The 22,325-nt window shown below is 74.4% G+C and carries 1 protein-coding gene; it reads right to left on the bottom strand.

Annotated elements, in window-relative coordinates; translation table 11 throughout:
* Position 1: 1 nt before the first annotated feature.
* Entirely contained in the window at positions 2–22,285 is a 22,284-nt protein-coding gene (locus tag RV986_RS06635; RefSeq protein ID WP_475916487.1) for a non-ribosomal peptide synthase/polyketide synthase, read from the bottom strand.
* Positions 22,286–22,325 lie beyond the last annotated feature (40 nt).

A 22,325-nucleotide genomic window follows, 5' to 3' on the forward strand; every position in this document is an offset into this window, starting at 1 on the left:
GTCAGGGCCGCGGTCTGTCGGCGCGGGCCACCAGGGCCTCCAGGGCCCGGAACCAGGTCCGCGCCAGGTCCCGTACGGCCTCCTCGGTCAGCAGCTCGTCGGCGAAGGCCCAGTGGGCGCTCAGCTCCGGGCCGTCAGGACGGTCCTCGGTGAGGGCGTTGACGGCGAGGGCGTGCGACATCGGCATGCCGGGGTCCGCGTCGAGGTCGGCGGCGTCGCTCTCGTCGGCGTAGGACCAGTCGGCGGCCTCGGGGTGGTCGAAGCGGCCCATGTAGTTGAACTCGATCTGCGGCTCCCCGAGTTCGGCCAGCCCGGGTCCGGTCCGTGGGTTGAGATGGCGCAGCAGGCCGTGGCCGATGCCCGCCGTGGGCAGCGCGGCCAGGTGCTCCCCGATCCGGGCCAGTGCGGTGTCCAGGGCCGGGCCGCCCGCGAGGGCGTCGGCCAGGTCGATCGGGCCCGGGTCCAGGCGGACCGGCACGACGCTGGTGAACCAGCCGACGGTACGGGACAGATCGGCGTTGCCCGCGAGTTCCTCCTCCCGTCCGTGGCCCTCCAGGTCCACCAGCACGGCGTTGCCGGTCGCGGTCCCGGCGGCTGTCGTACGGGCCCGCCAGTCCGCGACGGCCAGGCCGAACGCGGTCAGCAGTACGTCGTTGACGGTCGCGCCGAACGCGGCGGGCACCCGGCCGAGCAGCGGGGCGGTGATCCCGGTGGGCAGGGTCAGGGACAGATAGCGGGTGGTCTCGACGGTGTCCCGCGCGGAGTCGAGCGGCCGGGCCAGCGGCAGCCCGGCGCCGTCGGCCAGGACCGAGGTCCACAGCGGCAGTTCGTCCTCGGTGACCGGGTCCGTGGCGCGCGCGCCGAGCAGCTCCGACCAGCGGCGGAAGGAGAGGTCGACCGGGGCCGGCTCCGGGGTCCGGCCGGCCGCGACCGCCTGCCAGGCGGCGGCGAGGTCGGGCAGCAGGACGCGCCACGACACCCCGTCCACGACCAGGTGGTGGATGAGCAGCAGCAGCCGTCCGGGCCGCTCCGGGCCCGCGTCGAACCACACGGCCCGCACCATGGCGCCGCTGTCCGGGTCGAGCCGGTCCCGGGCCGCTGCCGCGTGTGCGGCGATGGCCGCGCGCAGGGCCGCGTCGTCCGCGCCGGTCACCTCGGCCCGTACGAGCCACTCCGCCACGTCGGCGGTGCCCGGCGCAGGCACCCGCAGGGTCCACTGCTCGCCGTGCCCGTCGTCGGAGGGGTCCCCGGTGCGGGTGCGTTCGAGGCGGGCGCGCAGCAGGTCGTGCCGGTCGGCGACGGCCCGCAGCACCGTCAGCAGCGCGGGCTCGTCCAGCGCCGCCGGGGTCTGCAGCAGGGCGGCCTGGTGGTAGCCCTGGACGGGGCCGCCGCGTTCGCGCAGGGCGTGCATGATCGGGGTGAGCGGGACGGTGCCGGTGCCGTCGTCGTGCGTGCGGGGCGACTCGGCCGGGTCCAGCGGGACGGCGACGGCGGCCAGGGCGGCGACGTCGCGGTGCTGGAAGACCTGGCGCGGGGTGATCCGCAGTCCTGCCGCGCGGGCCCGGCCCACCAGTTGCATGGCGACGATGCTGTCGCCGCCGAGGGCGAAGAAGTCGTCGTCGGTGCCGAGGGCTGCGGCGGGCAGGCCCAGTACCTCTTCGAAGACCGCGCACAGGGCGCGCTCGGTGTCGGTCCCCGGCTTGCGGCCGCCCGTGGTCGCCGTGAAGTCGGGGGCGGGCAGCGCCTTGCGGTCCAGTTTGCCGTTGGACAGCAGGGGCAGCCGGTCCAGGACCAGCACGGCGGCCGGGACCATGTACTCCGGCAGCAGGGCCGCGACATGGGCGCGCAGGACGACCGGATCGACGGCGGCGCCATCGGCGGCGGTACCCTCGGCGGCGGTGCCCTCGGCGGCGGTGCCCTCGGCGGGAACGACGTAGCCGACGAGTTGCCTGACCCGCGGCCGGTCCTCCCGGGCGATGACGACGACCTGGGCGACGGCCGGGTGGCTGTCCAACGCCGCCTCGATCTCGGCGAGTTCGATGCGGTAGCCGCGGATCTTGACCTGGTCGTCGGAGCGGCCCGCGTACTCCAGGAGGCCGTTCTCGGTCCAGCGGGCCAGGTCGCCCGTACGGTACATCCGGGCGCCCGCCGGTCCGTGCGGGTCGGCCACGAACCGCTCCGCCGTCAGGTCCGGGCGGCCCAGATAGCCCCGGGCCAGGCCCGCGCCGGACAGATACAGCTCGCCGGTGACGCCGGGCGGCACCGGGCGCAGTGCCGCGTCCAGCACATAGGCGCGGCTGTTGTGGACGGGGCGGCCGACGACCGGGCGGTCGCTGTCGCGCACCCGGCCGACGAGGGCGTCAACGGTGGCCTCGGTCGGGCCGTAGAGGTTGAACGCCTCGGTGGAGGGCAGGGCCGCCAGCCGGGACCAGAGGGAGTCGGGGACCGCCTCGCCGCCGAAGCCGACCACGGCCAGCGGGCAGCCGCCGTCCGCGTCGACCAGTCCGCTGTCCGCCATCCGGTCCAGGAAGGACGGGGTGACCTCGATGAAGTCCAGCTGACGGTCGTGGATGAGCGCGGCGAGGAGTTCGGGGTCGCGGCGGGTCTCCTCGTCGGCGATGTGCAGGGCGTGTCCGTCCAGCAGCCACAGCTGTGGCTGCCAGGAGGCGTCGAAGGAGAACGACCAGGCGTGCCCGACCCGCAGATGGCGGCGGCCGGTCAGTTCGCGGGCGCGCTCGTGCAGGTCGCGGCGGTGGCTGTGGAAGAGGTTGGCGACACTGCGGTGGGTGACGACGACGCCCTTGGGCCGGCCGGTCGAGCCCGAGGTGTAGATGACATAGGCGGGGTGGTCGGCGGCGGGCAGGGTCGGCTCGCTCCCGGGTTCGTCGTCCGCCGCGTCCAGGAACAGGGCCGGGATGTCGGTCGGCGGCAGCGCGGCGGCCGATTCGGCGGTGGTGAGGATGAGGACCGGGCGGGCGTCGGCGAGCATGTCGCGCACGCGCTCGGCGGGCAGCTCCGCGTCCAGCGGCAGATAGGCGGCGCCCGCCTTGAGCACGCCCAGGATCGCGGTGATGTGGTCGGCGGTGCGGGGCAGGGACAGCGCCACGATCCGTTCCAGCCCGGCGCCGCGCGCGGCGAGCACCCGGGCCAGCCGGTCGGCGCGCTCGTTCAGTTCGGCGAAACTCCACGTGACGTGCGCGTCGGTCACGGCGATCGCGTCCGGTGCGGCCGCGACCTGGGTCGCGAAGAGGTCCGGGACGGTGGTCCCGCCGGTCGGCAGGGCGTTGTCGTTCCAGGTCTCCAGGAGGGTGTGGCGGTCGGCGGGGGTGAGGATGTCGAGCCGCCCGACGGGCAGTTCGGGTGCGGTGGTCAGCGCCGTGAGCAGGGTGAGCATCGAGGCGGCCATCCGGCGGGCCGCGGCCGGCGCGAACAGGTCGGACCGGAACTCGGCGGTCAGCCGCAGCCGTTCGCCGGGCTCGACGGCCCAGGCGAACGGGTAGTGGGTGGAGTCCTCGTGGTCGCGGACCGTGGTCCGCAGCCCGGGGTCGCCCTCGTCGTCGGCAGCGTCATCAACGGGGTACGACTCGAACACCATCAGGGTGTCGAAGAGTTCACCGAGCCCGGCGGCGCGCTGGATGTCGGACAGGCCCAGGTACTGGTGGTCCAGGAGCCGGGACTGCTCGTCCTGCAGCCGGTCCAGGAAGGCGGCCACCGGCTCGTCGTCGCGCAGCCGGACCCGCACCGGCACGGTGTTGATGAACAGGCCGATCATCGACTCGACCCCGTCCAACTCCGGCGGACGCCCGGCGACGGTGGCGCCGAACACCACGTCGTCGCGGCCGGTCAGCCGGGCCAGCAGGATCGCCCAGGCGCCCTGGACCAGGGTGTTGACGGTCAGTCCGCGGCGCCGGGCCAGCTCGGTGAGCGCGGCGCTCAGACCGGCGTCCGCGGTCACGGTGTGGGTGTCCGGGACGGCCGGGGCCCGGTTGGGGTCGGCGGGCACCAGGTGCGTGGGCTCGGCCAGACCGTCCAGGGCCCCGGCCCAGGCGGCGGCGGAGGCGGCGGTGTCCTGCCGGGCGAGCCAGCGCAGGTACTCCCGGTAGGGGGCGACGGCGGGCAGCGCGGTCCGGCCGTCGTAGAGCCGGGTCAGCTCGTCCATCAGCCGCGGCACCGACCAGCCGTCCAGCAGCAGGTGCTGGTGGGACAGGACGAGCCGGTGCCGGCCGTCGTCGAGCCGGGCGAGGAGCAGCCGCAGCAGGGGCGGCTCGGCCGGGTCGAAGCGGCGCCGTTCCTGGAGCAGCAGCCGCTCCCAGTCCGCTCCCCGGTCCTCCTCCTGATCGCTCAGCTCCACCTGGCGCCAGGGCAGCGGCACCGTGCGCGGGACGACGGCCACCGGGCGCCCCGAGGAGAGATACCGGAAGCCCGAGCGGAGGCTGTCGTGCCGGTCGAGCAGGGCCTGCCCGGCGGCGCGGAGCCGGCCGGCGTCGAGGGGGCCCTCGATGTCGTACGACACCTGGACCGTGTAGACGTCCGGGCCCGGGTCGCCGGAGTCGAAGGAGGCGTGGAAGAGCAGTCCCGCCTGGAGCGGCGACAGGGGCAACAGCTCGGCGTCGGCGGGCAGTTCGGCCCGCTCCTCCTCGGTCGGGTCGAGCAGCCCGGCGGCGGGCTCGTCCTCGTCCCGCCGTACGGAGTCCACTGCGACGGCGGCCAGCGCGGCGGCCGACTTGTGCCGGAAGACGTCCCGGGGGGTGAGGGCCAGGCCCGCCGCGCGGACCCGGCCGACCAGTTGCATGGCGACGATGCTGTCCCCGCCGAGGGTGAAGAAGTCGTCGTCGGGGCCGACCCGTTCGAGTCCGAGGACGGCTGCGATCAGCTCGCACAGCAGTTCCTCGCGCGGGGTGCGCGGCAGGGCGGCGGTGACCGCGGCGGCGAAGTCGGGCGCGGGCAGCGCCCGGCGGTCCAGCTTGCCGCTGGGGGTGAGCGGCAGGGCGTCCAGGGTCACGAACGCGGCCGGGACCATGTGGTCCGGCAGGTTCGCGGCGGTGTGGGCGCGCAGTTCCGCCGTGTCGGGGGTCCGGCCGGCGGCCGCGGTCACATACGCCACCAGGTGCTCGTCGCGGACCAGGACCGTCGCGTGGGCGACGGTGTCGTGCCCGGCGAGCACGGTCTCGATCTCGCCGGGTTCGATCCGGAAGCCGCGCAGCTTCACCTGGTCGTCGACCCGGCCCAGGTACTCCAGCTCGCCGTCCCGCGTCCAGCGCGCGAGGTCGCCGGTGCGGTACATGCGGCTGCCCGCCGGGCCGTACGGGTCGGCCGTGAACCGCTCGGCCGTCAGGGCCGGGCGGCCCAGGTAGCCGTGGGCCAGTTGGGTCCCGGCGAGGTACAGCTCCCCGGCCACGCCCGGCGGCACCGGGCGCAGCGCCGCGTCCAGGACGTAGGTCCGGGTGTTCCACACCGGTCGGCCGATGGGCACGGCGGCCCCGCCCGGCGCGACCTCGTGGGCGGTGACGTCGACGGACGCCTCGGTGGGCCCGTAGAGGTTGTGCAGCCGTGCGCCGCCCAGGACGTGGTGGAAGCGTTCGGCCAGGGGTGCGGGCAGCGCCTCCCCGCTGCACAGCACCCGCCGCAGTCCGTCGCAGTCGGCCGCCGCCGGTTCGTCGAGGAACGCCCGGAGCATCGAGGGCACGAAGTGTGCCGTGGTGATGCCCCGGCGCCGGATCAGCCCGGCCAGGTACGCCGGGTCCTGGTGTCCGCCGGGCCGGGCGAGGACCAGTACGGCGCCGGTGATCAGGGGCCAGAAGAACTCCCACACCGACACGTCGAAGCTCGACGAGGTCTTCTGCAGCACCCGGTCGGCGGGCGTCAGCCCGTATTGCGCCTGCATCCACAGCAGCCGGTTGGCGATGCCCGCGTGCGGGACGACCACGCCCTTGGGGCGGCCGGTGGAACCGGAGGTGTAGATCACGTACGCCGGGTGGCGCGGGTCGTACGAGGTGGGCAGCGGCGTGGGTGAAGCGTGCGGCGCGGGCGTGTCGTCGTCGACGAGCAGGCGCGGCACGTCCGTGTCGGGCAGCGCGACACCGGCGCCGGTCACGACGCGGACCGGGCGCGCGTCGGCCAGCATGAAGGCGAGCCGCTCGGCCGGATAGTCGGCGTCCAGGGGCAGATAGGCGCCGCCCGCGCGGTGCACGGCGAGCAGGGCCACGACCAGGTTCACCGAGCGCGGCAGTGCGACGGCCACGACGCTCCCCGGGCGGACGCCGGCCTCCGCCAGCGTGTGCGCCAGCCGCTCCACGCGCAGGTCCAGCTCCGCGTAGGTGAGGGCGGTGTCCTCGTGGACCAGGGCGGTCGCGGAGGGGGTGCGGGCGGCCTGGGCGCGGAACAGTTCGGGCAGGGTCAGGTCGGGCACCTCGTGGGCGGTGTCGTTCCAGCCGGTGAGGACGAGGGCGCGCTCCTGCCCGGCGAGGACGTCGAGCCGTCCGAGCCGCCGCTCCGGGGCGGCGGCGACCTGTTCCAGGAGGTGGACCAGGCGGCGGGCCAGCAGTTCGGCGGTGGTCCGGTCGAACAGGTCGGTGCTGTACTCGATCCAGCCCTGGATGCCGTTGCCGTCGCCCTGTTCGACGAAGTCGAAGCTGAGGTCGAACTTGGCGCTCTCCTGGCCGACCGGCTCCGGCCGTGCGGTGAGTCCCGGCAGGTCCGGTACGGAGCCGGGTCCCGCGAGGTGGACGACCATCACCTGGAACAGCGGGTGCCGGGCGAGCGAGCGTTCCGGGTTGACCGCCTCGACCAGCCGCTCGAAGGGCAGGTCCTGGTGCTCGTAGGCGGCCAGGTCGGTCTCCCGGACCCGGCGCAGCAGTTCGGCGAAGTCCGGGTCGCCGGACAGGTCGGTGCGCAGGACCAGCGAGTTGACGAAGAAGCCGACGAGGTCCTCCAGTGCCTCGTCGGCCCGGCCGGAGACGGGGGCGCCGAGCGGGATGTCCTCGCCCGCGCCCAGCCGGTGCAGCAGGGCCGCCACGGCCGCCTGGGCGACCATGAACATGCTGGCGCCCTCCCGCCGGGCCAGCTCGCGCAGGGCACGCTCCAGCTCCGGCGGGACGGTGAAGCCGACGGTACCGCCGCCGTGGCCGGACTCGGCCGGGCGCGGCCGGTCGGTGGGCAGCGCGAGTTCCTGGGGAAGGCCGCGCAGGGTCTCGGTCCAGTACGCGAGCAGGTCCTCACCGGTGTCGTCGAGCAGGTCGCGCTGCCACAGGGTGTAGTCGGCGTAACTCGCGGGCAGCGGAGCCCAGTCGGGGGCGCGGCCCGCGGCGCGGGCGGCGTAGGCGGTGCCCAGGTCGGCGAGCAGCGCCCGGTCGGACCACTCGTCGGTGGCGATGTGGTGCAGCAGGAGCAGCAGTACGTGCTCGTCGGGGCCGTTCTCGAACAGGGTGGCCCGCAACGGGAGTTCGTGCTCCAGGTCGAAGCCGTGCGCGGCGGCGCGGGCGAGTTGTGTCGGTGTGCAGGGGGCGGTCGCGATCTCGACCCGGGCCTCGGCGGGGTCCAGCACGCGCTGGTACGGCAGTCCGTCCTCGGCGGGGAAGACCGTGCGCAGGGTGGTGTGCCGGGCGACGAGATCGTTGACCGCCGCTGCCAGGGCGGCGCGGTCGAGCGGGCCGGTCAGCCGCCAGGCGGCCGGGATGTTGTAGGCCGGGTTCGGGCCGTCCACCTGGTGCAGCAGCCACAGCCGCCGCTGGGCGGAGGAGAGCGGCAGCCGCTCCGGGTGGACCGGGCGGGCGGTGAGGGCCGGGCGGGCCGTGCCGCGTGCCCCCTCCAGCCGGGCGGCGAGCCGGGCCACGGTCGGGGCGTCGAAGACCTCGCGCAGCGACACCTCGGCGCCCAGGACCGTACGTACTCGGCTGACCAGCCGCATCGCCAGCAGCGAGTGCCCGCCCAGGGCGAAGAAGTCGTCGTCGACGCCGATCCGGTGCACGCCGAGCACCGCCGCGAACTGCTCGCACAGCAGCTCCTCGCGCGGGGTGCGCGGCAGACGTCCGGTGACCGCCGCCGTGAAGTCCGGGGCGGGCAGCGCGGCGTGGTCCAGCTTGCCGCTGATGGTGCGCGGGAGCGTGTCGAGGGCGACGAACGCGGCGGGGACCATGTGCTCGGGGAGCGCGCCGGCCGCGTGGGTGCGCAGGGCCGCCGGGTCGGGGGTGCGGCCGGGCGCGGGCACGACGTACGCGACGAGGCGTCGTGCGCCCGGTGTGTCCTCGCGGACGACCACGGTGGTGGCGGAGATGTCCGGGTGTGTGGTGACGGCGGACTCGATCTCGCCGGGTTCGATACGGAAGCCGCGCAGTTTGACCTGGTCGTCGGCCCGGCCGAGGAATTCGAGGGTGCCGTCGGGGCGGCGGCGCACCAGGTCGCCGGTGCGGTACATGCGCTCGCCGGGCCCGTCGAAGGGGTTCGCCACGAAGCGGTCGGCGGTCAGCGCCGGGCGGCCGAGATAGCCCCGGGCGAGTCCGGCGCCCGCGAGGTACAGCTCACCGGGCACGCCGACCGGGGTCGGCCGCAGCCGGTCGTCCAGCACATGGGCGCGGAGGTTGTCGAGCGGGGCCGCCCACTGTGCCCGTCCGCTGTCGCCGCTGTGCCAGCCGTAGGCGTCGACGGCGCACTCCGTGGGCCCGTACAGGTCGTGGACCGCCGTGCCGGGCAGCGCGGTGAGCCGCCGCCAGAGCGCCGCCGGGGTGGCCTCGCCGCCGACGGCGAGGACGGCGGGGGTGCGGCTGCCGGGGGCGAGGAAGCCGTGGTGCCGGAGCTCCCGCAGATAGGTGGGGGTGAGGTCGACGAAGTCGATGGCCCGGTCGCCCAGGTACGCCAGCAGCGCGGCCGGGTCCAGCATCGTGGCCTCGTCGACCACGTGCAGCTCATGGCCCGCGAGCAGCCAGATGAGCGGCTCCCAGGAACCGTCGAAGCTGAACGAGGCCGCGTGCACGGCGCGCAGCGCGTCGCGTCCGGTGTCCCGTACGGCCGGTTCCATCAGGTCGCGCAGATGGGAGGCGTAGAGGTTGCTCAGGCCCCGGTGGGTGCCGACGACGCCCTTGGGGGTGCCGGTGGAGCCGGAGGTGTAGATCGTGTAGGCGGCCGCCTCCGGGTGGTACGTGCGGGGTGCGGCCCCGCTCGGGGCCGCCGGCGGCGGGCCGTCGAGCAGCAGCCTTGTCACACCCGGGGCCGTCGGCAGCCGGTCGGCCAGGGCGGAGGTGGTGAGCAGGCACACCGGTGCCGCGTCGCCGAGCATGAACTCCAGCCGGTGGGCCGGGTAGTCCGGGTCGAGGGGCAGATAGGCGGCGCCGGCGGTGAGCACGCCCAGGATCGCGGGCACCATCGCGTGCCGGGGCAGGGCGAGGCCCACCACGGCGCCGTCCGGGACACCGTGCCGGCGCAGCAGGTCGGCGACGGCGTCGACCCGTTCGGCGAGTTCGGCGAAGGTCAGAGGTCCGGCGCCGGTGACGAGGGCCGTGCGGTCGGGGTACGCCCGTGCGGTGGCGGCGAACAGCTCGGGCACCGCACGGGTCTCGGCCGGGTGGGCGGTGTCGTTCCAGACGTTCGCGGCGGCTTCGCGCTCGGCGGCGGTCAGCACGTCGAGCGCGCCGATCGGGGCGTCCGGGGTCGCGCCGGCCTGCCGCAGCAGCAGGACCAGGCGCTCGGCCAGCAGCGCGGCGGTGCCCGGGTCGACCAGATCGGTGGCGTACTCCAGCAGCAGGACGATCCGGCCGCCCCGTTCGCCCTCGTCCACGAAGGTGAAGTCGAGGTCGAACTTGGCCGTGCCGGTGTCCATGTCGTACCACTCGGTCGGCAGCCCCAGCAGATCGGGGTCGCCGTCGGGGCGGTAGTGGTAGCCCAGCATCACCTGGAAGAGCGGGTTGCGGCCCGCCACCCGCGGCGGGTTGACGGCTTCGACGACCCGGTCGAAGGGCAGGTCCTGGTGCTCGAAGGCGGCCAGGGCCGATTCCCGCACCCTGCCGAGCAGTTGACGGAACGTCAGCTGGCTGCCGGACAGGTCGGTGCGCAGGACGAGCGTGTTGACGAAGAAGCCGACCAGGTCGTCGAGGCCGCTGTCCGTACGGCCGGCGATCGGTGCGCCGAGCGGGATGTCCTCACCCGCGCCCAGCCGGTGCAGCAGCGCCGCGGTGGCCGCCTGGAGCAGCATGAACATACTGCTGCCGGTGGCGCCGGACAGCTCGCGCAGCGCCCGGCCCACCTCCTCGGGCACCTCGCGGCGTACGGTGGCGCCGCGTCCGGTGGGCTCGGCGGGGCGTGGCCGGTCCAGCGGCAGCGTCAGCTCGTCGGGCAGGCCGCGCAAGGTCTCGGTCCAGTGGGCGAGTTGGGCCTCACCGATCTGGGCGAGCAGCCGCTCCTGCCAGAGCGTGTAGTCGGCGTACTGGACCGGCAGCGGCGCCCAGCCGGGCACGTCGCCGGCCGCGCGCGCCGCGTAGGCGGTGTTCAGGTCGGCGAGGAAGGGCCGGTCGGACCACTCGTCGGTGGTGATGTGGTGCAGGACGACGGCCACCACGTGGTCGGCGGGGCCGAGCCGGAACACCTCGGCGCGCAGCGGCAGTTCACGGGACAGGTCGAAGGGGCGCCGCTGGGCCGTCTCGATCAGCCCGGGCAGCTCGTCCTCGGCGCAGTCGGTCACGGTGAACGAGGGTTCGGCGTCGTCCGCCGCGAGGATCCGCTGGTAGGGCTCGCCCTCGTGCTCCTCGAAGACCGTGCGCAGTGCTTCGTGCCGCCCCGCCACATCGTGCAGCGCCTGCCGCAGCGCGCCCGGGTCCAGGCTGCCGCGCAGCCGCAGGACCAGCGGGAAGTTGTAGGCGACTCCCCCGGCTTCGCCGCCCGCGATCCGTTCCACCAGCCACAGCCGCCGTTGCGCCGCCGACAGCGGGATCCGCTCGGGCCGCCGCGTCACCGCGGTGACCGCCGGGCGGGCGGGCCCGCCCTCGCCGGCGCGGCTCGCGAGCAGTTCGGGAGTGGGGGCCTCGAAGAGATCACGGATGGCGAGTTCGGCGCCCAGTTCCGTACGCGCCCGGCTGACCAGCCGGGTGGCGAGCAGCGAGTGGCCGCCCAGGTCGAAGAAGTTGTCCTCGGCGCCGACCGACGCCAGCCCCAGCACTTCGGCGAAGAGCCGGCAGAGCACCTCCTCGCGCGGGGTGCGCGGCCCGCGTCCGCCGCCCAGCGCGACCGCGGGCTCGGCGTCGGGCAGCGCCCTTACGTCCAGCTTGCCGTTGTCGTTCATCGGCAGCCGGTCGAGGGTGACGAAGGCGGCCGGGACCATGTAGTCGGGCAGCTCCCGCTTCAGGTCCTCGCGCAGCCGCCGTACCAGCGCGCTCGCGTCGCGGGCGGCGGTCGGGTCGTTGGCGTAGGGCGCCTCGCCGCCGCCCGGGGCGTAGAGTCCGGCGGTCACGCGTACGGTCGGTGTACCGCCCTCGTCCTCGCCCCCTGAGAGATCCCCCGGGACTTCCCGTGAGACGAACACGGCGTCGTACATCTGCGCCGTACGGGACCAGGTGGTGAGGACCCGGTAGCCCAGTTCGGCGCCGAGCGTGTGCAGCGTCTCGGGGTCCACCCCGTCCGGGACGGTTCGGCCGTCGGGGACACCGGTGATCCGCAGCCGCGCCGGCCGCTCGGCGCGCAGCCGTCCGGCCGGGTCGGGGTCCGCCTCCCAGGCGACCACCGGCTCCTCGCCGAGGCGCAGTTCGACGTCGGCCTCGGCGGGGTAGAGCACCGCGTCATAGCGGTGGCGGGTGAGTTCGTTGTGGTGGCGGCCCCGCTTGGTGCGCAGGTCGACGCCGTACCCCAGCCGGGTGAAGTAGTCGGGATCGACGAGGAGTTCCTTCTCCAGGCGCAGCCCGCGTTCGACGGCCTGGCCGAGGTCGGCCTCGGCCGTGCCGCGGGCGCGCTGGATCTCGGTGTGGAAGGTCCGGGCGAGCCGCAGGTTGCGGACGTCACCGACGAACAGGGCGCCGCCGGGGGCCAGCAGTTCCATCGCGCCGTGGAGCACGGACGTCAGGTAGTCCACGCTCGGGAAGTACTGGATGACGGAGTTGATGACGACCGTGTCGAAGAAACCGGTCGGCAGTCCGCTCAGGTCGTCGGCCGGGCGGCAGCGGAGCTCGACCTTGGCGGCGAGTTCGGGGTCGCGCCGCAGGTCCTCGCCCATCTTGCGGATGACCGGGGCCGCGAAGTCGGTCGCCCAGTAGGCCTCGGCGTCCGGCGCGAGGCGGGAGAGCAGCAGTCCGGAGCCGACCCCGATCTCCAGGACGCGGCGGGGCCGGAGCGCGCGGATGCGTTCCACCGTCGCCTCGCGCCACTCGTGCATGTGGTCGAAGGGGATGGGCCGGCCGTCGTACGAGCTGTCCCAGCCCGCGTACTCCTCGGTGAAGACGGCGGTGCTGATCTCCTCGTACTCGTCGGAGTAGATCTCCTGCCACTCGCCGACCTGTGCCCGCTCCGCGGACTCCCGTTCCTCCCCGGTCGGCCGGGCGGCGACGACATAGCCGACGAGACGGTCGTCGCGGACGGTCACGGCGGCCTGGGAGACCGCCGGGTGGCGGCTGAGCGCGGTCTCGATCTCGCCCAGCTCGACGCGGTAGCCGCGGATCTTGACCTGGTCGTCGGTGCGGCCGAGGAAGTCCAGATTGCCGTCCTCGCGGCGGCGCACCAGGTCACCGGTGCGGTACATGCGCTCGCCCGGCGCACCGAACGGGTCGGCCACGAAGCGTTCGGCGGTCAGCGCGGGCCGGTCGAGATAGCCGCGGGCGAGGCCGATGCCCGCGATGTACAGCTCACCGGGGACGCCCTGCGGGACCGGGCGCAGCCAGGCGTCGAGAAGGTGGGCGCGGGTGCCGCGGATCGGCCGGCCGACGGTCGGGGTGGCGCTGTCGTGGGTCCCGCCGCCGAGGGTGTTGATGGTGTACTCGGTCGGGCCGTACAGGTTGTAGCCGTAGGTCCCCTCGGTGTCGCGCAGCCGGGACCAGACCGTCTCCGAGACGGCCTCGCCGCCGAGCAGGACCAGCGGGGGCACATGCCCCTCCAGCAGCCCCTCCTCGATGAGCAGCCGGGCGTAGGTCGGGGTGACGTTGACGACGTCGACGCGGTGCCGCTCGCAGTACGCCACCAGGGCCTGCGCGTCACGCCGCAACTCCTCGTCGCAGACGTGGACTTCGTGGCCCTCGACCAGCCAGAGCAGTTCCTCCCAGGACATGTCGAAGGCGAAGGAGACGGTGTGCGCGATCCGCAGCCGGCGCCCGCCGGCCGCGGCGATGGCCGGTTCGAAGATCTCCTTCTGGTGGTTGAGCTGCATGTTCGTCAGACCGCGGTACGGCGTGACGACACCCTTGGGGCGGCCGGTGGAGCCGGAGGTGTAGATGACGTACGCCGGGTGTTCCAGGCTGAAGCGCGCGGTGACCGGGCCGGCCGCCGCCGCGGCCAGCTCGGCGGCCACTTCCGGGTCGTCCAGCAGGACGCGGGGCAGATCGCCGTCCAGGTTCGCGCAGACGGCGCGGTTCGTCAGCAGGAGCAGCGGGCGGGCGTCGGCCAGCATCAGCGCGAGCCGGTCGGCGGGGTAGTCCAGTTCCAGCGGCAGATAGGCGGCGCCGGTGCGCAGGACGGCGAACAGGGCGACGACCATGTCGAGCGAGCGGGGCAGCCCGAGGGCGACGACCCGCTCCGGACCGGCGCCCCTGGCCAGCAGGAGCCGGGCCATGCGGTTGACGGCCGCGTCGAGTTCGGCGTACGTGAGGGTGTCCTCGCCGAAGACCAGGGCGCCGGCGTCCGGGGTGCGCAGGGCCTGGGCGGCGAGCAGGTCGGCGACGGTCTCCTCGGGGTCGGGCACCCGGCTGCCGGCCCGTTCCAGCTCCAGTGCGGCGCGCTCGCCGGGCAGCAGCGGGTCGAGCCCGCCGACCTGGGCGGTCGGGTCGTGGGCCAGCCGCTCCAGCAGCAGCGTGAAGCGGTCGAGCAGGGCCCGGGCCGGCTCGGGTGCGAGGAGGTCGGGACGGTGGGACAGGGTGACCCTGATCCGCGGCCCCGGGGTCACCACGAGGTTGACGGGGTAGTGGGTCGCGTCGACGTTGGCGACGGCGGTGGCGCCGTACCGCTCGCGCAGCCGCTCCAGCCGCTCCCCGGTGTCGTTGTCGCGCAGCACGAAGAGGGTGTCGAACAGCCGCCGGTGACCGGTCTCGGCCTGCAGCACGCCGAGGCCCAGATACTCGTACGGCATCAGTTCCAGCCGCTCGGTCTGGATGCGCCGCAGCAGGTCGAGCACCGGTTCGGCCGGGTCGTAGGCGATCCGGGCGGGCACCGTGTTGAGGAACATGCCGATGACGTTCTCGACGTCCGGCACCTCGCTGGGCCGTCCGGCGACGGTGGTGCCGAACACGATGTCGTCGCGGCCCGTCGCGGAGGCCAGGGTCAGGCCCCAGGCGGCGTTGAGCAGGGTGTTGAGGGTCAGACCGTGGGTGCGGCCCATCTCCCGCAGCCGGTCGCCGAGCGCGGCCGGGAGCAGCGTTTCCAGTTGCTCCGGGATGACCGGTTCCAGACCCTGTTCGGCGGCGGCCGGGGCGAGCAGGGTGGGCTCGTCGAGACCCGCAAGGGCGGCTCGCCAGGCGGTGGTGGCCGCGCTGTCGTCCTGGGTGTCCAGCCACCTCAGATAGTCGCGGTACGAGCCGGGGCGGGCCAGTGCGCCGTCGTCGCCGCCCGACTCGTACAGGGCGAAGAGCTGGTCGAGGAAGAGCCAGGCGGACCAGCCGTCCCACAGGATCAGATGGCGTCCGACGACGAGCCGGTCGCCGCGCTCCGCGCCGAGGCGGACGAGCAGCAGCCGGAACAGCGGGGGCGCGGTCAGGTCGAACCGGCGGGTCCGCTCGGCGTCCGTCACCTCCCGCAGTCGTACGTCCTGCTCGCTCCGCGGGAGGGCGGACAGATCCACCACTTCGAGCGGGATCTCCGGGGCGTCGACGATGAACTGCACCGGCCGGGGCAGTCCGTCACTGGTGAACCCGGCGCGCAGGCTCGGATTGCGGACCAGCAGGGCGCGGGCGGCGGAGCGCAGCCGGTCGGCGTCCAGCCGCTCGGTGAAGTCGAAGGTCTCGTGGACGGTGTAGACGTCCAGGGCGCCGTCGTCGTACGTGGAGTGGAAGAACAGGCCTTCCTGGAGCGGGGCCAGCGGCCAGATCTCCGCGACCTCGCCCGGCGCGAGCCGGTGGACGTGTGCGGTCTCCTCGTCGGTGAGGTCGGTCGTGGACCGGTCGGCGGTCGGCGTCGGCAAGGCCGTGGCCGCGGTGGCCGCGGTGGCGAGTCCGGCGGGCGTACGGTGCTCGAACACATCGCGCGGGCTCACCGCCAGGCCCGCCGTGCGGGCCCGGCCCGCGACGCCGATGGCGCGGATGCTGTCGCCGCCGAGCAGGAAGAAGTCGTCGTCCGGTGCGGCCTCTTCGAGGCCCAGCACAGCGGCGAAGATCTCCGTCAGCACGCGCTCGCGCTCGCTGTTCGGGGCTCGCCGGACGGCCGCCCGCTCCGCCTCGGGGGCGGGGAGCGCCGCGCGGTCCAGCTTGCCGCTGGGGGTGAGGGGCAGTGCGTCGAGGACGACATAGGCGTCCGGCACCAGGGGCGCGGGCAGCGCCTGCGCCATCGCGGCGCGCAGGGCGGCCGTGTCGATGCGCGCGGCCTCGGAAGCCGGGGTGCCGGTGGTGACCGGGCCGGCCGGGACGACGTACGCGAGGAGCCGCCGGTCGCGTACGGTCACCGCGGCCTGGGCGATGTCGGGCCGGTGCACGAGCGCCGCCTCGATCTCCCCCGGCTCGACGCGGTTGCCGCGCACCTTGATCTGGCGGTCGGTGCGGCCCAGGTACTCGACCGTGCCGTCCTCGCGCCGCCGTACCAGGTCGCCGGTGCGGTACATGCGCTCGCCGGGCGCGCCGAACGGGTCGGCGACAAAGCGTTCCGACGTCAGCCCGGGGCGCCCGTGGTAACCCCGGGCCAGCTGGACCCCGGTGAGGTACAGCTCGCCCGGTACCCCGGCCGGGACCGGCCGCAGGCACCCGTCGAGAACGCGCAGCCCGGTGTTCCACACCGGCCGCCCGATGGGCACACCGGTGCCGGGCTCACCGTCGTAGGGGTGGTGGGTGACGTCCACCGCGGCCTCGGTGGGGCCGTACAGGTTGTGCAGCGGGACGCCGGTCAGGGCCCGCCAGCGTCGGGCCGCCTCACCCGCCAGCGCCTCGCCGCTGCTGAACACCCGGCGCAGGCTGCCCGCCCAGGTGGGATCGCCGGTCACCTCGTCCGCGGCGAGGAAGGCCTCCAACATCGACGGTACGAAGTGCAGGGTGGTGACGCGCTGTTCACGGACGAGCCCCGCGAGATACGCCGGATCACGGTGCCCGTCCGGTGCGGCGAGGACGACGGCGGCGCCCTCGCACAGGGCCCAGAAGAACTCCCAGACGCTCACGTCGAAGCTGGACGGCGTCTTCTGCAGCACCCGGTCGTCGGGCCTGAGTCCGTACTCGCCCTGCATCCACGCGAGGCGGTTGACGATGGCCCGGTGGGTGACGACCACGCCCTTGGGGCGGCCCGTGGAGCCGGAGGTGTAGATCAGGTAGGCGGGATGGTCCGGACCGGCCGCGCCGCGTGCGCGGGGTGCGGCCTCGCCGTCCCGCGAGTCCGGCGCGGCCACGGTGTCCTGGGCGTCCGGGGTGTCTTGGGTCTCTTGGGTGTCTTGGGTGTCCGGCGCGTCCGAGGCGTCCACGGCGAGCAGGGTGAGCCCGTCCGGCCGGGGCAGGCGCGCGGCCGCCGCGGTCGTGGTCACCACCGTGCGGGCGCCCGAGTCGGCCAGCATGTACGCCACCCGGTCGGCCGGGTAGTCGAGGTCGACCGGGAGGTAGGCGGCACCGGACTTCAGTACGCCGAGGAGGGCGACCATCAACTCGGCCGAGCGGGGCACCGCGACGGCGACGAACCGCTCCGGGCGCGCACCACCGGCCCGCAGACGGCGGGCGACGGCCTCGGCGCGGGCGTCCAGCTCGGCGTAGCTGAGGGTCTCGGCGCCGAAGACCACGGCGGGGGCGTCCGGGGTGCGCGCGGCCTGTGCCTCGAAGGCGGCGGCAAGGGTGGTCGAAGGGACGTCGTGGACCGCTCCGGTGAGGTGGGCGGAAGCCAGTTCCCGAGCGGAGAGGAGGCCGAGGTCGGCCACGGTACGGCCGGGGTCGTCGGCGAGGGCGTGCAGGACGAGGGTGAGCCGGTCGGCGAGGACCTGCACGGCGTGCGTCCCGAGCCGCTGGGCATGGTGCTTGAGCCGCAGATCGAGTCGGCGCCCCGGCTTGACGATCAGCGCGAGCGGATAGTGGACGGCGTCGTGGAAGGCGTGTCCGGCGATCCGGACGGTGCCCGTGGGGTCGGTGAGCCCGGCTTCGGCCGGGTAGTTCTCGAAGACGACGAGGGTGTCGAACAGTTCACCGCTGCCCGCGAGTCCCGCGAGGCGCTGGAGTTCGGCGAGACCGAGGTGCTGGTGGTCGAGCAGCGCGCTCTGCTCGTCCTGGAGGCGGCGCAGCAGCTGCGCCAGGGTGTCGGCGGGCTGCCAGCGCAGGCGGGTCGGCAGGGTGTTGATGAAGAGGCCGACCATCGACTCGATGCCGTCGACGGCGGCGTCGCGCCCGGAGACGGTGGCGCCGAAGACCACGTCCTGACGGTTCGTCAACCGCCCCAGGAGCAGGCCCCATGCGCCCTGTACGAGGGTGCCGAGGGTCACCCCGTGCTCCCGTGCGCGGGCCGCCAGCCGGGCGGTGATCCGCTCGGAGAGCTCGACCCGGATCTGCGCGGGCTCGATCGGCGTACCGTCGGCGGGCGTCTCGACGAAGCGGGTGGGCTCGTCGAGACCGGCGAGCGCGGTGCGCCAGGCCTCGCGGGCGGCGTCGCGGTCGGCGGAGGCGATCCGGCGCAGATGGGCGCGGTAGGGGGCGACGGGCGGCAGGGCGGCCGGCCCGGCTCCGTACAGGGCCAGCAGTTCGCGGTGCAGGATCGGCAACGACCAGCCGTCGGCCACGATGTGATGGAACGTCATCAGAAGTTGGCTGCGGTCCTCGCCGAGCCGCACCAGCGCGCAGCGCAGCAACGGCGGGCGGGCCAGGTCGAAGCGGCGGGCGCGCTCCTCGGCCGCGACGGCGTCGGCGAGCGTGTGCCGGGTTCCGGTGTCCCGCGCGGACAGGTCCACCTCGCGCCAGGGCAGCTCCGGATTCCCGGTGACGAGCTGGACCGGCCGCCCGTCGGCGAGCTGCCGGAAGCAGGCGCGCAGCGGGGCGTGCCGGTCCAGCAGCGCCTGGGCGGCACGGCGCAGGGTCTCGGCGTCGACGGGCCCGGACAGTTCCACGACCTGCTGTACGACGTAGGCGTCGTGGTCGGAGCCGTCCACCAGTGCGTGGAAGAAGAAGCCCTCCTGGAGCGGGCTCAGCGGCAGCGCCTCCTCGACCGCGACCGGATGCCCGCCCTGGAGCGCGGCGAGTTCGGCGTCGGTCAGCGCCGGCAACGGAGTCTCGTCGGCTTCCGCGTCCGGTGCCGTGTCCGCCTTCGCGACCCGGGCCAGTTGCGCAACCGTACGGTGGCGGAAGACATCGCGGGAGGTGAGCCGCAGGCCGGCGCGGCGGGCGAGGACGAGCAGCTGGATGGCGACGATGCTGTCGCCGCCGAGGGCGAAGAAGTCGTCGTCGACGGTGACCGACCTGAGGCCGAGGGCCTGCGCGTACAGCCCGCACAGCAGTTCCTCACGGGCATCGCGGGGGGCGCGGCCCGAGCTGAGCGCGCCGTAGTCGGGTACGGGCAGCGCGGCACCGTCCAGCTTTCCGCTGGGGGTGACGGGCAGTCGGTCCAGGGGGACGAGCGCGCCCGGCACCATGTACTCGGGCAGCCACTCGGCGGCGTACGCGCGCAGGGTCCGCATCAGCGCGGTCACGTCACGGAAGGGCGCCGGACGGTTGGCGGCCGGGCGGTCACCGGTGTGTCCGGGACGGTAGAGCGTGCCGAGGGGGGTGTCGCCGAGCGCGAACACCGCGTCCAGGCTGCCGTCCCCGGCGGAGCCGTTCCAGGTCACGGCGGCGCGGTAGCCGTGCCGGGCGGCCAGTTCGTGCAGTGTCTCGGGGTCGGTCGCGTCGGTGGGCGGACGGCTGCTGCCGTCGAGTGTGCCGAGCGCGGCGAGGTCCTCGATGAGCCGGGCGTTGGGGACACCGGTGACGCGCAGCAGAGCGGGCCGGCCGTCGGCGCCGAACCGGGCGTCGAGCACGGCGAGGGTGGCGGAGCCGGACCAGGCCACCTCCTCGACGTCCTCGACGGCCTCGGTATTCGCGAAATTCGCGGCATTCGGGGCGACGGCGGCGCTCGCGGTGGCACCGGCTTGTGCGGCGGGGGTGGCCGGGGCGGGGCGGGCGCTGTCGCCGGTGGGCCGCAGCACCACGTCGTAGCGGTACCGGGTCAGCTCGTTGTGGTGGGCGCCGCGCTTGACCCGTATGTCGGCGGCGAACCCGTCCAGCGAGGCGAAGTAGTCCGGATCCAGCAGGAGTTCGCCCTCCCAGGACACCGACCGGTCCACGGCGGCGCGCAGGGCGTCTTTGTCGTCGATGGCGATGGCGGTGGCGGTGGCGGTGGCGGTGCCGGTGCCGGTGCGGCCGCTCTCCACCGCGGCCCGCAGGGTGCGCAGCAGCCGGAGGTTGCGTACGTCTCCGAGGAACACCGAACCGCCGGGGGCGAGCAGTCGCCCGGCCTTGCGCAGCACGTCGGTCAGGTAGTCGGCGCTCGGGAAGTACTGGGCCACGGAGTTGATGACGACGGTGTCGAAGAAGCCGGCCGGGAGGCCGGAGGTGTCGTGGGCGGGGCGGGCCAGCAGTTCGACCCGGTCGGCGAGGCCCGGGACGGTCCGGACCTGTGCGCCGAGAGCGCGGACCGCCTCTTCGGAGACGTCGGTGCCCCAATAGGCCTCGCAGTCCGGCGCGATACGGGACAGCAGCAGGCCGCTGCCGACACCGATCTCCAGGACGCGGCGCGGCCGGAGCGCGGTGATGCCGTCGACGGTGGCCGCACGCCACTCGCGCATCTCGGCCAGCGGGATGGGCAGCCCGTCGTACATGCTGTTCCAGCCCGCGAAGTTCTCCTGGAAGCCCTCGGAGCCGGCGGCCGCGTACAGCAGTTCGTGCAGGTCCTTCCATTCGGCGACCTCCGACTCGCCGTCCGTGGAGGGGTCCAGGCAGGGCACGACGTACGCGGCGAGCCGCCGGTCGCCGGGCCGGTCCTCGCGGACGATCACGGCGGCCTGGTCCACGGCGGGGTGGGAGCGCAGCACCGACTCGATCTCGCCGGGTTCGATGCGGAAGCCGCGGATCTTGACCTGGCTGTCCGCCCGGCCCAGGAACTCCAGCCGCCCGTCGGCCTTCCAGCGCACCAGGTCACCGGTGCGGTACAGCCGCTCGCCGGGCGCTCCGAAGGGGTCGGCGACAAAGCGCTCGGCGGTCAGGTCGGGGCGGCCGAGGTAGCCGCGGGCGAGTCCGGCGCCGCCGAGGTACAGCTCGCCGGGGACCCCGGCCGGGACCGGCCGCAGTCGGCCGTCCAGTACGTACGCCCGGGTGCCGGGGTCGGGGACGCCGATGGGCACGATGGTGCCGGGCGGGGTGTCGGGGTCGCACCGGCCGAGGGTGGAGTTGGTGGTCGCCTCGGTCGGTCCGTAGGCGTTGAACATCATGCGGCCGCGCGCGTACCGCCCGACCAGCTCGGGCGAGACACGTTCCGTGCCCGCCAACAGGGTCGCCGTCGGGGGGAGTTGCACGTCCTCGGGCATGGCCGCGAGCAGGGCCGGCGGCAGGATCATGAAGGTGATGCCATGGGCGTTCGCGTAGTCGGCGAGCGGTGCGCCCGGCACCCGGCGCTCGGCCGGTACGACGACGAGCCGGCCGCCGGAGAGCAGACCGAGGCACAGGTCCCAGAAGGCCACGTCGAAGCTGGGCGAGGCAAACTGCAGGACCCGGCTGTGCGGGCCGATGCCGAAGCGCTCGCGCTGGGTGGCGACGAGCTTGGCCACGCCCCCGTGGGACAGCACGACGCCCTTGGGGCGGCCCGTGGAACCGGAGGTGTAGATGACATACGCGGCGTTGCCGACGGACAACGGGCCCCGCAGGTCCGGGGCGTGGGCCGGGAGGGCCGCCAACTCGGCGGCGACGGCGGGGTCGTCGAGGACCAGCGGGGCCGTATCCGTGGCCGTGGGCAGGTCGGCGGCCACCTCCGAGGTCGTGACCAGGCAGACCGGGCCGGCGTCGGAGAGCATGTAGGCGATGCGGTCGGCCGGGTAGTCGGTGTCGACGGGCAGATAGGCGGCGCCGGACTTGAGCACCGCGACCTCGGCGACGATCAGTTCGGCCGAGCGCGGTACGGCGAGGGCGACCACCCGCTCGGGTCCCGCGCCCCGTGCGACCAGGGCGTGCGCGAGGCGGTTGGCGTGCGCGTCGAGTTCGGCGTAGGTGAGCCGGGTCTCCTCGAAGACCAGGGCCACCTCGTCCGGACGGGCCGCGACCTGGGCGGCGAACATCTCCGGCCAGGTCGCGGCGGGTACGTCGTGTCCGGTGTCGTTCCACTCGACGAGGAGACGGTGCCGTTCCTCGTCGCCGAGCAGGGCCAGGTCACCGACCGCCGCGCCGGGCCGGGCCAGGGCGTCGGCCAGCAGGGTCGCGTAGTGGCCGAGCAGCCGGTCGACGGTGGCGGCCTCGAAGAGATCGGTCCGATAGGTCGCACGGACCTCGCCCGCGCCGACATGCAGAACAAGATCGAGCGGCCCACCGTCCCACGCGTCGGAACCGGCCACGCCGAAACCGGTGTTGCAGAACCACCCGCCGCCCCGCGTGGGTTCGGGTTCCAGCGCCGCCACCAGCGCGGACACCGACACGCGGTGGGCGGCAGCCTCCTCGTGCGCCGCGGCGGTCCGCGCGGCGAGCTCCGCGAAAGGTGTTCCGGCGTCGAGCGCGATCCGCACCGGCAGTCCGCGGTGCGCGACGGCGAGGTCGCCCGCACGGCCGCCGTAGCGGTGCAACAGCGCGGCGTACGCGGCGAGCAGCGTGGTCTCGGGCGCCCCGGCGGTCAGCGCGCGAGCACGGGTCAGGGTCTGCCCGCCCGGGCGCTGAGGATAGGCGAAATCGACGGGCAGGGCGGTCTCCTGAGGGAGTGGAACCAGCCGCCCACGCCAGTACTCCGCCACCGCCGCCGTCAGTTCTTCATATCCCGAGTTACCCGACACAGGTGCCCGCGCCTCCTCAAGCATGCCGAAAACATGTGGA

This window comes from Streptomyces sp. RLA012 (assembly GCF_056270325.1).